Annotated in this window: 14 protein-coding genes; 7 read left to right on the top strand and 7 right to left on the bottom strand. The window is 34.6% G+C overall.

Annotation, left to right across the window (positions count from 1 at the left end; genetic code table 11):
- Positions 1-46 precede the first annotated feature (46 nt).
- Both hemC and hemA read right to left on the bottom strand, forming a co-directional pair.
- Positions 47-1,624 carry a hydroxymethylbilane synthase gene (hemC, locus tag BM239_RS02690; RefSeq protein WP_092206098.1) on the bottom strand — a complete coding sequence of 526 codons (1,578 nt, stop codon included), beginning with the start codon at positions 1,622-1,624 and terminating at the stop codon, positions 47-49.
- A complete protein-coding gene (gene hemA / locus BM239_RS02685) occupies positions 1,617-2,879 on the bottom strand; it encodes a glutamyl-tRNA reductase (protein WP_092206097.1) in 1,263 nt (420 codons plus the stop codon). Before hemA ends, hemC begins: the two co-directional genes overlap by 8 nt.
- A 197-nt stretch (positions 2,880-3,076) precedes the next feature.
- On the opposite strand from hemA, the gene BM239_RS02680 reads away from it, so the two are divergent.
- The 7 genes from BM239_RS02680 to BM239_RS02650 all read left to right on the top strand — a co-directional run bounded on the left by BM239_RS02680 (position 3,077) and on the right by BM239_RS02650 (position 12,476).
- Entirely contained in the window at positions 3,077-3,970 is an 894-nt protein-coding gene (locus tag BM239_RS02680; protein WP_092206759.1) for a helix-turn-helix transcriptional regulator, read from the top strand.
- 48 nt (positions 3,971-4,018) lie between these two features.
- Entirely contained in the window at positions 4,019-5,053 is a 1,035-nt protein-coding gene (hemH, locus tag BM239_RS02675; RefSeq protein WP_092206096.1) for a ferrochelatase, read from the top strand.
- Positions 5,054-5,088: 35 nt separating this feature from the next.
- Positions 5,089-6,441 (top strand): MATE family efflux transporter, encoded by a 1,353-nt coding sequence (locus tag BM239_RS02670; RefSeq protein WP_092206095.1) that lies wholly within the window; start codon positions 5,089-5,091, stop codon positions 6,439-6,441.
- Between the two features lie 48 nt (positions 6,442-6,489).
- Positions 6,490-9,579, top strand: a complete 3,090-nt coding sequence (locus BM239_RS02665; RefSeq protein ID WP_092206094.1) for a VPS10 domain-containing protein — start codon at positions 6,490-6,492, stop codon at positions 9,577-9,579.
- Complete coding sequence (locus BM239_RS02660; protein ID WP_092206093.1) at positions 9,579-10,127, top strand: CopD family protein; 549 nt, start codon at positions 9,579-9,581, stop codon at positions 10,125-10,127. The genes BM239_RS02665 and BM239_RS02660 overlap by 1 nt, the downstream gene beginning before the upstream one ends.
- A gap of 45 nt (positions 10,128-10,172) precedes the next feature.
- Complete coding sequence (locus BM239_RS02655) at positions 10,173-11,630, top strand: sensor histidine kinase (RefSeq protein WP_177208966.1); 1,458 nt, start codon at positions 10,173-10,175, stop codon at positions 11,628-11,630.
- Positions 11,631-11,693: 63 nt separating this feature from the next.
- On the top strand, positions 11,694-12,476 hold the full coding sequence (locus BM239_RS02650) for an enoyl-CoA hydratase/isomerase family protein (protein ID WP_092206092.1): 783 nt from the start codon (positions 11,694-11,696) through the stop codon (positions 12,474-12,476).
- Positions 12,477-12,533: 57 nt separating this feature from the next.
- Here the strand turns inward: BM239_RS02650 and BM239_RS02645 are convergent, their stop codons facing one another.
- The 5 genes from BM239_RS02645 to BM239_RS02625 all read right to left on the bottom strand — a co-directional run bounded on the left by BM239_RS02645 (position 12,534) and on the right by BM239_RS02625 (position 15,960).
- Positions 12,534-13,010 (bottom strand): GNAT family N-acetyltransferase, encoded by a 477-nt coding sequence (locus BM239_RS02645; RefSeq protein WP_177208965.1) that lies wholly within the window; start codon positions 13,008-13,010, stop codon positions 12,534-12,536.
- Entirely contained in the window at positions 12,985-13,641 is a 657-nt protein-coding gene (locus BM239_RS02640; protein WP_092206090.1) for an HD domain-containing protein, read from the bottom strand. Before BM239_RS02640 ends, BM239_RS02645 begins: the two co-directional genes overlap by 26 nt.
- A 67-nt stretch (positions 13,642-13,708) precedes the next feature.
- Positions 13,709-14,698, bottom strand: a complete 990-nt coding sequence (locus BM239_RS02635; protein WP_092206089.1) for an acyl-ACP desaturase — start codon at positions 14,696-14,698, stop codon at positions 13,709-13,711.
- An 11-nt stretch (positions 14,699-14,709) separates the two neighbouring features.
- On the bottom strand, positions 14,710-15,447 hold the full coding sequence (locus BM239_RS02630; RefSeq protein WP_092206088.1) for a lysophospholipid acyltransferase family protein: 738 nt from the start codon (positions 15,445-15,447) through the stop codon (positions 14,710-14,712).
- Between the two features lie 102 nt (positions 15,448-15,549).
- The gene (locus BM239_RS02625) at positions 15,550-15,960 is read right to left on the bottom strand and encodes a BrxA/BrxB family bacilliredoxin (RefSeq protein ID WP_092206087.1); all 411 of its coding nucleotides are present in this window, start codon (positions 15,958-15,960) and stop codon (positions 15,550-15,552) included.
- Between the last annotated feature and the right edge of the window lie 106 nt (positions 15,961-16,066).

The raw sequence follows: 16,066 nt of genomic DNA, 5'->3' as shown, positions 1-16,066 counted from the left end.
TTTTTATAACGAACTTATAGTCATTTTACGGATTAAGTTCTTTGTTTTATAGGTAAAATTCATTCACTAATTCTACAACACTTTCAACTGTTGGTACTTTTGCTATACGTACATCAGAAAAGTATTTTTTAGCTTCGTTTGCAGTGGTTGTACCGATACAGAATGCGACACCTTGGGCATCATTTTCTTGAATATAACTTTCAACCGTTGAGGGGCTGTAAAACATAATACCTTCCACAGATTCGGGTATTGTTTTTCCATCGTATTTTGTTTGGTAAGCCTCTATTTCTTTTACGGAAATATTATTTTCTCTTAATACAGTTGGTAAGGTGTCTAGATGTATGCTGCTGCAGAAATAGGTTACAGCCGTACCGTCCATAAATTCTATAAGATAATCGGCTAACGCTTTGGCATTTTTTGCGGCATGTTTTACGGGTCCAATACGTTTCTCAATCAGGCGTTTGGTTCGACGACCAACACAATAAATATTTTTAAACTGCAATTCCGCTGCAGAATAATTGGTTGTCAAAGATTCCACACCATTTTTACTCGTTATTATAACGTTTTCAATTTCGTTTTTCAGGACGCTTGGATGTATGCGATTTAAACTTATTTTTATAAAATCTGTGCTCTCCGAAACTACATCCTTATGAAATAATAATTTTTGATCTTCGGTTAATTTCTTTGTGGAAAAAATATTGATTTTCCGATCTGAATTTTTAATATCATCCATTAAGCGTTTTCCACCACGCTCAATAATATAATTAGCGCAGAACTGTGCTAAATTATGATGTTCACCTAATTTTTCGTTACGAGTTACTTCAATTTTTTTACTACCATCAGGACTTAATAAAACACCTGTAAAGTTTATTTCTTCATCTTTAATAAATGCTAAAGCGCCTATTGGAGCCGAGCAACCTCCTTCTAAAAGGTTTAAAAATTTGCGTTCTATAGTCGTGCAAATTTCAGTTTCTTCATGATTTATTTCTGCACAAATAGCTCGAATTTCTTCGTCTTCTTCTAAAGCAGTAACCATAATAGCTCCTTGAGCAGGTGCTGGAATCATCCAGTTTAGGTTAATAGCATTTTCTGGTCTTTTATCTATACGGCCTAGTCCTGCTGCTGCAAAAATTGCAGCATTCCAACGTGGGTTATCTTCTAATTTTTGTAGACGTAAATTTACATTCCCACGAATATCTTCAACAGAATGTGTAGGAAAACGGTTTAACCATTGTGCGCGTCTGCGCAAACTACCAGTTGCTATAACAGCATTTTTTTGCGATAAGAACTCTTCATTATCCTTAAACACCAATGTATCTCTTACATTTCCTCTTTTAATTACAGCAGCTTGAACAATGCCAGCTGGCAACAGAGTTGGAACATCTTTAAAAGAATGTACGGCAATATCAATGTCATTATTTAACATAGCAATATCTAGTGTTTTGGTAAAAACACCTGTAATTCCAAGCTCGTAAATGGGTTTATTTAAAACTAAATCGCCTGCAGATTTTACAGGCACGATAATGGTTTTATGTCCAAGCTGTTCAATTATGCTTTGGACTGTTTTGGCTTGCCATAATGCTAACTCACTATCGCGCGTGCCAATGCGTATTATTTTAGACATGTTTTAGGGTTTCTTCAAGTTGAAAGACCTTTTTTATAAGTTCCAAACTTTCATCGGTAGTTACGGCATCATCTTTTAAATGATGCGCGAAATGATTGGTAATTTTTTGAATAATATTATTACTGATAATTTCTGCTTGCAATTCATTGAAATCTGCAATCTTTTTTCGTTGAGTATCTAACTCGGCATTTTTAAAATCGGTTAGTTTTAACTTGAGAGCTTTAATAGTTGGAGCAAATTTTCTAGTTTCTAACCAATTATTGAACTCTGTTTTTACTTCTTCAATAATAGATTCTGCAACCGGAATATCTAAACGCCTGTTTTCAATGGTTGTATCGGTAATTTTAGATAACTGATCTAAATGAATTAATGATACATGCTCCAATGACGTTACGTTTTCATTTACGTTTTTTGGAATAGATAAATCTAAAATTAATAGCGGTTTTTTATTTTGAATGATATCCTTATCAACTGTTGGTAATTGAGCACCAGTTGCAACAATTAGGATATCCGTTCTGCTTATTTCTTCCTGCAAATTTGCGTAATCTTTTACTATTAGGTTGAATTTACCGGCTATCTTTTCAGCTTTGTCTTTTGTTCTATTAATAAGTGTAATGTGAGAATTTTTAGAGTGTTTCACTAAATTTTCACAGGTATTTCGTCCAATTTTACCGGTTCCGAAGAGCAGGATATTTTTGGAAGCCACATCTGTTACTTCATTTAAAATATATTGAACAGATGCAAACGAAACAGAAGTTGCACCAGATGATATATTTGTTTCGGTTTTGATACGTTTGCTTGCTTGAATAACAGAATTTATTAAACGCTCGATAAAGGCGTTAACCAAACCTAGTTTTTTGGAAGCAATTGTTGCTGTTTTAAGCTGCCCAATTATTTCAAAATCACCTAAAATCTGACTGTCTAATCCAGAACCAACACGAAACATATGTGAAATAGCCTCACGGTTTTTGTAAATATAGGCTACTTTCTGAAACTCATCAACAGTGCCTTTGGTATTATCACATAGTAGCTTAATAAGCTGGTAAGGATGTTCTGCAAAACCATAAATTTCTGTACGGTTACAAGTTGAGGTTACTATTAAACTTTCAACACCATTGGCTTTAGCTTGGTTTAAAATTGCTTGTTTTCCAGTATCATCTAAACTAAAGTGACCACGTATTTCGGCATCAGCTTTTTTATAACTCAATCCAATAGCGTAGAAGTAGGTTCCTTTAGAAATTTGGTATTGCTCCATAGTCGTTTTCAAAATTCCTAACAAATGTAATTTTGTAATGCGGAATAAAGTAACGCTGAAAGAACTTTTAGTATCGTTACGGGTTTTTTAACGTTATTTTTAAATTTAATATGATAAATGTCATATTTTTGTAGTCATATCAACGATTTTTGACTCGTTAGTTTAGAATGAATCTAAATAAAAAGAAAAAAACATACATGTCAGATACCACAAAAAATGTCGCTCAAAGAACTTTTAAAGAAACAACTGTAGAAGATGGATTTATTATTTTAACCTATCAGAATGATACAGATCAATCAGAAATAGTTGAGCGCGAGATTGATAGTACCTTTATACAATTTCATTTTTGTGTCAAGGGTTCTAGCGTGTTTATGTTTAATAATGGGAGTTATTCATTAAATATCAAGGAGGAAACAGCTTTGCTTTTATATAATCCGCAGCGTGATTTACCCATCCACATGAATGTACAACCAAAATCTTGGTTGGTTTCATTGGTTTTTTCTATCCAAAAATTCCATGGTTTATTTTCGCAAGAGGCCAACTATATTACCTTTTTAAGTGGTGATAATAAAGATAAGAAATACTATAAGGATAGTGTTATTTCACCATCCATGGCCATTGTTTTGAATCAATTAATTAATTATAACTTGAATTCCTCTGTTAAAAACCTCTATTTTAAAGCGAAAGCCTACGAGTTATTGAGTTTGTATTTTAATAGAAGTGAAGATGCTAATATTGAACAATGTCCATTTTTAGCTGATGAAACAAATGTTCTTAAAATAAAAAAGGCCAAAGATATTATAATTGCTCGTATGGCAGAACCTCCATCGTTACAGGAATTAGCAGATGAAATTCAATTAAGCTTAAAAAAGTTGAAAGAAGGTTTTAAGGAAATTTATGGCGATTCAGTTTTTAGCTTCCTATTTGATTATAAAATGGAAGTGGCCAGAAAATTATTGGAGTCAGGAGATAATAATGTCAATGAGGTTGGTTTAAAAGTTGGTTATAGTACTTCCAGTCATTTTATTGCAGCTTTTAAAAAGAAATATGGTACAACACCAAAAAAATACATAATGTCCGTATCTTCGTAGTCGTAACTTGTGAATAAAAGATAGTGGTCTTCACCAAAAAAATATTGAATGAAAAAAGGCGTTTTACTGGTTAATTTGGGATCGCCAGATAGTCCAGATCCGAAAGATGTAAAAAAATATTTAGGAGAATTTTTAATGGATGAACGCGTAATTGATGTGCCGCTTTGGGCACGTACATTACTGGTAAAAGGCATTATTCTAAATACACGTCCAAAGGCTTCGGCGGCGGCTTATAAAAAAATTTGGTGGGAAAACGGATCACCATTAATTGTGCTTTCAGAACAGCTACAAGAACGTGTTCAAGAATCTGTTGATTATCCTGTAGCTCTGGCCATGCGTTATGGCAGTATGACCATTAAAAAAGGACTTCAGGAATTAGTAGATAAAGGTGTTGACGATGTGTTTTTAATACCCTTATATCCACAATTTGCTATGGCAACAACCGAAACGATTTTGGTATTAGCAGAGCAAATCCGTCAAGACCATTTTCCGAATATTACTATGAATAGCTTGCCTGCCTTTTATAATAATCCCGATTATATTGAAGTGCTTTCCAATAGTATTGCCAGACATTTAAAAGATAAAGATTACGAGCATTTACTCTTTTCATATCATGGTGTTCCAGAACGGCATATTCGAAAAAGCGATATAACTAAATCTCATTGTAAAATTGATGGCAGTTGTTGTGCTACCCCTTCACCTGCTCATGAGTTTTGCTACAGACACCAATGCTTAGAAGTTACCCGTTTGGTAGCAGAAAAACTGGGGTTTGCTCCTGGAACGTATTCAACTAGTTTCCAGTCTCGATTGGGTTTTGACCCATGGTTGCAACCTTATACAGATAGAACAATTGAAAGATTAGGTAAAGAAGGTATTAAAAATATGGCTATTGTTACACCAGCTTTTGTGAGCGATTGCCTAGAAACTTTGGAGGAAATTGCTATGGAAGGTGAAGAGATATTCCATGAAATGGGTGGAAAAGAGTTTACCACAATTCCCTGTTTAAATGCTGATATGCCTTGGGTGAATTTGCTCTCCAAATGGATAACTAATTGGGCAACATCAAAAAAAGAAACGGTCTAAAGTATAACATAAATCCAATCTTCTAGTAAAGCAATATGGCTAAAATATCATCTGAAGAGTTAGGCACCAAGCCTATTGGTAAATTGCTTATTAAGCAAGCTGTACCTGCATCTATAGGTATTTTAGTTATGTCCTTGAATATTTTAGTAGACACTATTTTTGTTGGTAACTGGATTGGCTCAACTGCTATTGCTGCTATCAATGTGGTGTTACCAGTGTCTTTCTTTATTGCTGCCTTGGGTATGAGTATCGGAATAGGAGGTTCCTCTATTATTTCTCGTGCTTTAGGCGCTAATAACGCAGTAAAAGCTTTAAAGGTATTTGGTAATCAAATTACACTTACCCTATTGTTAACCATTTCTATGGTTATATTTGGGTTAATTTATATAAATAGTATTATACCAGCATTTGGTGGCCAAGGTGCTATTTTTGAGCCTGCTAAAATTTACTATAAAATTGTTTTGTATGGCGTGCCTGTTTTAGCTTTAAGTATGATGGGTAATACTGTCATTCGTGCTGAAGGCAAACCAAAATTTGCAATGTACGCTATGTTAATTCCCTCCGTAGGAAATTTAATTTTAGATTATGTGTTTATAAACTTATTAGATTTAGGGATGGCAGGAGCTGCTTGGGCTACAACGAGTTCTTATTTTTTATGTTTAGCCTTTATAGTTTGGTTTTTTTTATCTAAACACTCCGAATTAAAACTGAACTTTTCGCATTTAGGACTCAATAAAAACATTGTTAGTGAAATTAGTTCATTAGGATTTGTTACACTGGCTAGACAAGCAGTTGTTAGCATTACTTATTTGTTTATGAATAACATTCTATTTGATTTAGGTGGTGAAACATCCGTAACAGCCTATGCTATTGTAGGACGAATGCTTATGTTTGCGCTTTTTCCCGTTTTTGGTGTTACTCAAGGCTTTTTACCAATTGCAGGTTATAATTATGGAGCGCAACAGTATAACCGTGTTAAGAAAACAATTTATACAGCCATCAGTTATGCAGCAGGTTTAGCCACTTTAGTCTTTATTTTATTAATGATTTTTCCAGAGGCAATTACGCGGTTATTTACATCAGATGCAAATGTTATAGCACAAACACCAAGTGCCATGCGGTGGGTGTTTGCAGCCACGCCAATTATTGCTATTCAACTAATTGGAGCGGCTTATTTTCAAGCTGTAGGAAAAGCTATACCAGCATTATTATTAACGCTTACAAGACAAGGTTTTTTCTTTATTCCGCTGATTCTAATTTTGCCAAAGTTTTATGGTGAAATAGGGGTGTGGATTTCTTTTCCAATTGCCGATGTTTTATCAACTATTGTTACGGCTTTTTTCTTAAAGCGTGAAGTCACGTTAAAATTGAATACGAATATCGGTTAGTTGTGAATAATCCGTATTTTTAGTCCTCATTAACCAAACCATCCAAAAATGCGTCAACTTTTAGCTATTTTTATTCTAGTGTTTTCATTAGGGAATCAGACATTTTTAAATGCACAATCATTCTCTGAATCCAGCTATTCCAATTTAGAGTACAGATTAATTGGTCCATTTCGCGGTGGTAGAAGTGCGGCAGTAACAGGTGTTCCCAATAAACCTAACCTTTTTTATTTTGGAGCTACAGGAGGAGGCGTTTGGAGAACTACCGATGGTGGTAGATCATGGGAAAATATTTCCGATGGCTTTTTTGGAGGTAGTATAGGCGCTATTTCTGTTGCTAAAAACGATCCAAACGTGATATATGTTGGAGGTGGCGAGAAAACTGTTCGTGGTAACGTGTCATCTGGTTATGGTATCTGGAAAAGTGTGGATGCTGGCAAAACTTGGAAGGCTTCTGGATTAAAAAATTCCCGACACATTCCTAGAATAGTAATAGATCCCACTAATCACGACATAGTTTATGCAGGCGTTTTAGGAAATATTTATAAACCAACCGAAGAGCGTGGTGTTTATAAAAGTATAGATGGTGGAAAAACATGGAAGAAAACCTTATTTGCCAATGCTAATTCAGGTGTGGTTGATTTAATTATCGATCCAACAAATCCAAGAATTATCTATGCATCTACGTGGCGCGTGCAACGCACGCCTTATAGTTTGAGCTCTGGAGGCAACGGTTCAGCACTGTGGAAAAGTGTAGATCGTGGTGAAACCTGGACAGAGATTTCATCAAATAAAGGGTTTCCAACAGATACATTGGGAATTATAGGTGTTACTGTTTCACCTGTAAACAACCAACGTATTTGGGCCATGGTTGAAAATAAGGAAAAAGGAGGTTTGTATAGAAGCGATGATGGCGGAGTATCTTGGAAAAATGTGAATAGCGAGCGTAACTTGCGTCAACGCGCTTGGTATTACACACGTGTTTATGCTGATACTGAAAATGTGAATACGGTTTACGTATTGAATGTTAATTATCATAAAAGTACAGATGGTGGACAGTCTTTTGAAAGCTATAATGCACCACATGGAGATCATCACGACCTTTGGATTGCTCCTGAAAATCCCAAACGCATGATAATTGGAGACGATGGCGGAGCGCAAGTGACCTATGATGGTGGCGAAACATGGAGTACTTATCACAATCAACCAACCTCACAATTTTATCGGGTTACTACAGATAATCATTTTCCATACCGCATTTATGCAGCGCAACAAGATAATTCAACTGTTAGAATTCCTCATAGAACCGATGGCTGGTCTATTTCAGAAGACGATTGGGAAAGCACAGCAGGAGGTGAATCTGCTCATATTGCTGTTGATCCTAAAAATGATGATATCGTTTATGGCGGTAGTTATGGTGGGTTTTTAACCCGTATCAATCATAAAAGAGGTACGGAACGTGCAATAAATGTTTGGCCAGATAACCCTATGGGTCATGGAGCTGAAGGCATGAAATACCGTTTTCAATGGAATTTTCCAATTATTTTTTCAAAGCATAATCCTAATAGACTTTATACATTTTCTCAAAATGTTCATGTTAGCGAAAATGAAGGGCAATCTTGGGAGATTATCAGTCCCGATTTAACCAGAAATGATCCTGAAAAACTCAAGTCTTCAGGAGGGCCAATTACCCAAGATAACACCTCTGTAGAATATTATTGTACCATTTTTGCAGCTCAAGAATCACCATTAGTAGAAGGTTTACTTTGGGTTGGAAGTGATGATGGTTTAATTCATGTCACGCAGGATGGTGGAAAAAATTGGGCAAATGTTACACCAAAAGGGATGCCTGAATGGATGATGATTAATAGTATGGAACCAAGTGCTTTTGATGCTGGAACTTGTTATGTGGCAGGAACAAAATATAAAACAGGTGATTTCTCACCATACATCTACAAAACAACAGATTACGGAAAAACGTGGAAGAAAATCACTAATGGTATTCATGAAGAACACTTTACTAGAGTTGTTCGGGAAGATCCTAAACAAAAAGGCTTGTTGTATGCAGGAACGGAAACAGGTATTTATATATCATTTAATGAAGGAAAAGATTGGCAACCCTTTCAGTTAAATTTACCCATTGTTCCCATAACCGATTTAACCATTAAAGATAATAACCTGATTGTAGCAACACAAGGTCGTAGTCTTTGGATTTTAGACGATTTATCGCTTTTACATCAATTGTATACAACAAAGCCAAATACCACTAAATTATTTAAACCCAAACCAACGTACCGCATGGATGGAGGTGGACGCTCTGGAAGTAAAACCTCTGGAACCAATCATCCAAGTGGTGTAATAACATATTTTAATGTTGAAAATATTACAGAAAAAGATTCCATATCATTAACTTATTTTGATACAAAAGGAGATACCATTCAAGTGTTTTCAAATACAAGTGATAAGTATAAACTAAAGGTTGAGAACGGATTAAATCAATTTACGTGGGATATGATATATAAAGGTGCTGAAAAATTAGACGGCATGATTTTGTGGTGGGCAAGTTTAAATGGACCTAAAGCGGTTCCGGGAAGCTATAAAGTTACTTTAAAAGTTAATGATGACAGCCAAACCCAAAACTTTGAAATTTTACCAGACCCCAGGTCAGAAAGTACTATTGCAGATATGCAAAAGCAATTCGATTTTATTACAGACGTGAATAAAACCATGGATGATGCGCATCAGTCTATTAAAAAAATACGAGATATTAAATCGCAATTATTAGCATTCGAGAAGCAATATAAGGGCGATGAACGTGTTTCAGGCTTATTAGAAAAATCAAAAAAATTAAGAGAACAATTTACCGAAATAGAAGAGGTTTTATATCAAACAAAAAACAGAAGTGGGCAAGACCCCTTGAATTTCCCTATCCGATTAACCAATAAATTAGGTCATTTAAATGCCTTGGTTAGTATGGGCGATTTTGCGCCAACAGATCAAGATGTGGCTGTTAAAAACCAGTTAACACAAGAAATAGAGGTGCAGTTAACGCAGTTTAATAAATTGGTTAGTGATGAAATTTCAGCCTTTAATTCTGCATTTAATGACAAGCAGTTGAATTATTTATTTATTGAAAAATAATGGAATACTACAATTATATAAAATCATTTCATCTCATTTTTGTCGTTACTTGGTTTGCTGGGTTGTTTTATATACCTAGGCTGTTTGTATATCAAATTGAAGCGTATTACAAACCATCACCAGATAAGGAAATATTGGGCACGCAATTAAAATTAATGGCTAAACGATTGTGGAACATCATAACATGGCCATCGGCTATATTGGCGACTACTTTCGCTATATGGCTCTTAATTTTACAACCAGTTTGGTTGGAACAGCCTTGGATGCATGTTAAATTATTATTTGTTTTGTTATTAGTTTTGTACCATTTAAAAACACATCAATTTTACAAACAACTTCAAAAAGATGATGTCCGAAAATCATCAAATTTTATGCGACTTTGGAACGAAGGCGCTACTTTTATCCTATTTGCCGTTGTGTTTTTAGTCATCCTGAAAAGCGCCATAAATTGGGTGTTTGGCGTGATAGGTATTTTCGTTTTAGGTGTTTTATTGATGTTAGGATTTAAGATTTATAAAAATATTAGAGGTAAAAATCCCAACGCATAAGTAAGTTGGCTTAATTGTTGTTAACTTTAAAATTAAACGCACCACATGAAATTAGCTAGATTCTCATTACGCTTACGCATTTTTATTGCCATGATTTTATTGGTTTTACTAGCTTCAATACTGATTGCTGGTGTAACCATTTATCAATATAATGAAGAGGCTAGAGAGTATCATCAAGATAGGCTGGAGCGGAAAGAAGAAAACATCCAAGCGAGTATAGATTACACGATAAAAGAAACCACTTATGAGGTGAAACCCGAAATGATGTCTCTTATTTTTAAGGATGCTATTTACCAAATTGCAACCATTCATAATATGGAAATTAATCTCTATAATTTAGATGGTGGCTTATTAAAATCCTCGAAAGCGAGTTTTGACTCGGATTCGCTAACAAAATGTTTAGACGCTAAAATTTTAAATACCATTTCTCATTCGTTGGATCATCGGTATGTAAATAAAACGTTGGAGAATAATGACAGTTACCTATCATCTTATTCCATTATTACCGATAAACGTTTCAAGCCATTAGCTATTTTAAACTTGCACTATTTAGAAAATGATGATTTTTTAAACAAGGAACTTCAGGAATTTTTGGAGCGTTTAAGTTACGCTTATTTTGTGATGCTAATTATTGCTATTGGATTGGCGTATTTATTGTCAAAATACATTACAAAATCACTTAAAACCATAAGTGATAAAATGAATGAAACGCGTTTTGAAACAGGTAATAAAAAAATTGATATTGGGAATACCAGTCAGGAAATTGCCATATTAGTAAAATCGTACAACAGTATGATTGATGAGTTGGAAGCCAGTGCTGTAAAACTTGCCACCAGCGAGCGTGAACAAGCTTGGCGTGAAATGGCCAAACAGGTAGCGCACGAAATTAAAAACCCATTAACGCCTATGCGTTTGAGTGTGCAAAGTTTTCAGCGTAAATTTGATCCTGAAGATCCTAATATTCATCAAAAAGTAGATGAATATAGTAAAACCTTAATCCAACAGATTGATACTATGAGCTCTATTGCGTCAGCATTTTCAAATTTTGCTAAAATGCCTGCACAACAAAATGAAACTTTAAATGTGGTTAATATTGTTAAATTGGCTTTAGATATATTTAATGAAGACTACATTGTTTTTCTTGCTGATAAGAAAGAAATTATTGCCAATTTTGATAGAACACAGCTGATTCGTGTGGTAACAAATTTAGTAAAAAATGGTATTCAAGCCATCCCTGAAGATAGTTTAAAAACACCTAAAATTGTTGTAGAGGTTCGAGATGATGATGATTTTGTAAACATTACTGTTACGGATAATGGCAAAGGGATTTCAGAAGAAAATATGGTAAAAATTTTCGAACCAAAATTCACCACAAAAACTAGTGGAATGGGATTAGGATTAGGAATGGTTAAGAATATTGTGGAAACTTATAATGGAAATATTACCTTTACATCACAACTAAACGAAGGAACCACGTTTACAGTAACGATTCCTAAAAAATAATTATTTTATAAATTTATAGTGGCTCATTGATTCTTATGGAGTCACTTTTAAAAAATTCGATATATGTCATACAATAACATCCTTTCAGAAACCCAAAATGGTTTAACAACCATAACAATAAACAGGCCTAGTAAATTAAACGCCTTAAATAAAGAAACCATTCAAGAATTACATGAGGCATTTAAAGCAGCTAATACTGATACCGAAACCAAAGTTATTATTGTTACTGGAAGTGGAGAAAAGGCCTTTGTAGCCGGTGCTGACATTAGTGAATTTGCTAATTTTGATGAGTATAACGGTGGTCAATTAGCAGCTAAAGGACAAGACTTACTTTTTAACTTTGTTGAAAATTTAGGAACTCCGGTTATTGCAGCTATTAATGGTTTTGCTTTAGGAGGCGGATTAGAATTAGCTATGGCTTGCCATTTTAGAATAGCGAGTATGAATGCTAAAATGGGACTTCCAGAAGTTTCTTTAGGTGTAATTCCAGGGTATGGTGGCACCCAGCGTTTGCCACAGTTGGTAGGTAAAGGACGCGCAATGGAAATGGTTATGACTGCAGGAATGATTGATGCCAACCAAGCATTGGAATACGGGCTAGTGAACCACGTAACAACTGAAGACGACCTTATTCCGCTAACTGAAAAAATTGCAGGTAAAATCATGCGTAATTCATCAGTTGCCATTAAAGGTGCTATAAAAGCTATAAATGCCAATTTTAAAGACGGGATTCATGGTTATGATGTGGAAATTGAAGAGTTTGGAAACTGTTTTGGAACAGACGATTTTAAAGAAGGAACAACGGCCTTTTTAGAAAAACGTAAAGCCGATTTTCCTGGGAAATAAAACAAGAGAATTTTAAATATTTTAAAACCTGAAAGCACTTCGTTTTCAGGTTTTTTGTTATAATTTATTTAAGCTTTTTTCAAACACAATTTTGGTCTGTCCTTTTGTATTTGTATAGATTTTAGTGATATTAAAACCGTTTTTTAAATTTAAAATCATCATGGGTTTAAACCGATTCATGGATTTTGTTTTTAGAATTTTAAAGCCAGATAATCGCGCATGGTTTTCCTGAATCATGGCCAATTGTTTTCCAATGCCTTGATTTCTAAAGGTCTTTTTTATGCCGCCAATCCAGCTGTAGAATATGATTTCAGATTGTGAGTAGCCAATTTTGAATCCAATAAGTTTATTTGAGTGAAATGCTAATATGGAAAAAACATCAGACTCATTTTTTAGTCTTTCAATGAAGAATGCTGCATCAGCATCTTCAAAAATTTCTTGATATAATGTTAGCAGCAACTCAATCTGATTATCATTAGGAATACCAGATATAGTTTTAAATATGCAGTTAGCTTCTTCCATCCCATTCGGCATAAAACGCTTCTAAAAACGCGAGCATAAATTCATGTCGTTTTTCAGCTATTTTTTTTCCTGCTTTGGTATTCATAGTATCTTTTAACAGTAGTAATTTTTCATAAAAATGATTTATGGTAGGTGCTTCAGATTTTTTGTAAGTACTTTTATCCATCGTTAAATTAGGTTTAATGTCTGGATTATAAAGTGCCCGATTTTTAAAGCCACCATAATTAAAAGTTCTAGCAATACCAATGGCTCCCAAAGCATCCAACCGGTCTGCATCCTGAACAACATCCAATTCGGGTGATGTAAATGATTTGTTGGAATCTAAACTGGAACTGTACGAAATGTGCTTAATAATTTGAACAACGTGTTCAATGGTTTTGGAATCCACGTTTTCTTTAAACAGAAATTCACGGGCTATTTTTGGACCAATAGTTTCATCGCCATTATGAAATTTACTATCTGCAATATCATGCAGCAAAGCACCCAAAGCAACAACAAAATTATCTACAGTTTCGTCTTTTGCAATTAAAAGGGCGTTTTTATAAACGCGTTCTATGTGAAACCAGTCATGACCACCTTCGGCACTTTTTAAGTGCGTTTTTACAAAAGCGATGGTATTTGTTAGTGTTTGTTGGTTTTTCATAGAGTTATAAAAATAAGAATTCCTTTCAGAAACCTGAAAGGAATTTTAAAAATTAATACCTGATTCATTACTTCAAAGAAGCAGGCTCCACCCACTTAAACTGAAACGAGTTTTCAGGAACTTTCATACGTTCAGAAAGTCGGGTTAAACGCGCTGGAAGTTTCATGAGGTAATCTCTTGCTTTTTCAGCTTCGTCTGATAGATTCGTTATTTTATCAATTTCCCAGCGTACTAATAGTTTGTCTAAAATAGCCACATAATCGGCAGAAGTGTACACGCCAATGCGTTGAGCGGTATTTGAAAATTCTTCGAAAGCTGTTCCTATTTTATTTCCAGATTCTCTTAAAAAATGTGCTGGCATGGTAATTTTTAATTTCATCATGTGTTGAAAAGCGAGCATCATCTGATTGGGATCCACTTTAAAAATGCGTTCTACAAATTCGCAATATGCATGGTGGTGACGCATTTCATCACCCGAAATAATTTTACACATTTTAGACAGCTGTTTATTGCCGCGATCTTTGGCTAATTTAGCTACACGATTGTGTGAAATATAGGTTGCTAGTTCTTGAAAACTGGTATATAAAAAGTTTTTATACGGATCACGATCCGTTCCAATATCAAAACCATCAGCAATCAGATGCTGTGTGGTTTTTTCAATTTCTTTCATGTTAACGCGGCCTGATAGATACAAGTATTTATTCAGTACATCACCATGTCGGTTTTCTTCAGCCGTCCAATGGCGTACCCATTTTCCCCAAGAATTACGCCCTACTTGATCAACTCCTTCTACATCCATTAACCAAGATTCGTAGGTTGGTAAGGCTTCTTCTGTTATCATATCGCCTACTAAAACTACCCAAAAATCGTAAGGTAATTCTTTAGATAGCTCCCGAATTTCTTTCACACTTTCCAAGAAATTATCGTTTTCAGAATTCGGTAAAAAATCAGATGGCTGCCAAATGCTATCAACAGGAATTAAATATTTTTCTATAAGTGCATCCACATCTTTTTCAAGGTGTTGCATGACTTCTAATCGGACGTTTTTTAAAGACATAATGTTAAATTTTACAGTTCTACTGCCGAAGAAATGGTGGTTTCTATTTGTTCAATTAGCTTTGCTTTATCTTCAAAGGTAGCCAATTTTAAAGGTTTATGAACTGTTAATTTTAGATGATTTCCAATTCCCATTGGGAATTTACCGTATTTTAAGAGCTTCCATGAATTATTAATCGTAATTGGAACAATAACGGCTGAAGGGATTTTTTTTAATAAAATTTCCAACCCTTTTGTTTGAAATGGTTTGGGCTGTCCATTTTTACTGCGAGTGCCTTCTGGAAAAATGACCGCTGTACCCTTTGTTTTTTCAATATTTTCACCAAATTTCATGAGTGCCGGTAATGATTGCCTTGGGTTTTTTCGGTCAATTAATACATTGCCACCGTGGCGTAAATTATAGGACACACTCGGAATGCCTTTTCCAAGTTCTTTTTTACTAATAAATTTTGGGTTTATATCCCGTAAGTACCACATGATAGGCGAAATATCATACATACTTTGATGATTGGCGACTATAATTACAGGTTGATTTTTAGGAATAGTATATTGGTTAGTAAAGGTGTAATGTGTTCCTAAAATATTGGTACAGCGCATAATGAAGAATTGCAACCAATCAACACTTATTTTGTGTGCTTTACGGCCAAATACATTAAAGCAAAACCATTGAATGGGATGAAAAATAACCAATGTTAGCAAAAAGAAAACAGCATAAATACTCGTTAAAATATAGGCGACAAATTTTTCCATTTTAATGACAACTATTTAGTATTGCTAAATTACTTTAAACTGTTTCAAGCACAAAAAAAACCACGACATAATCGTGGTTTAAATTCTATTTTGATACTATTTTTAACAATTTGCATTGTAAGCATCTTTTAGGTTTTCTGCTATCATCTCAGCTGGACGACCTTCAATATGATGGCGTTCAAGCATATGAACCAATTCACCATCTTTAAACAAGGCCATACAAGGTGAGCTAGGAGGAAATGGCACCATGTGCTGACGTGCTTGGTTAACCGCATCCTTATCTACACCTGCAAAAACCGTTACAATATGGTCTGGTTTTTTGCTGTTTTCTAAACTCATACGAGCTCCTGGACGTGCATTGGCTGCTGCACAACCGCAAACGGAATTGACAACCACAAGTGTTGTTCCTTCTTTAGCTAAAGCTGCATCAACAGCTTCGGCAGTATGTAATTCTTCAAAACCAATTTTGGTTAAATCTTCACGCATTGGTTTTACTAATTCTGCTGGATACATATATTCTGTTTTATATGATTAATACTTATTGAAATGCAAAGATACCAATTGTGTAACAAATGCCGTAAGCAATCTACTAACAAATAGTATATTTACGCAAAATTTT

Source organism: Algorimicrobium echini (assembly GCF_900115185.1).
GTDB lineage: Bacteria > Bacteroidota > Bacteroidia > Flavobacteriales > Flavobacteriaceae > Algorimicrobium > Algorimicrobium echini.
Note: the sequence above shows the minus strand (reverse complement) of the source record. Positions and strands in the feature narration are given on the sequence as shown.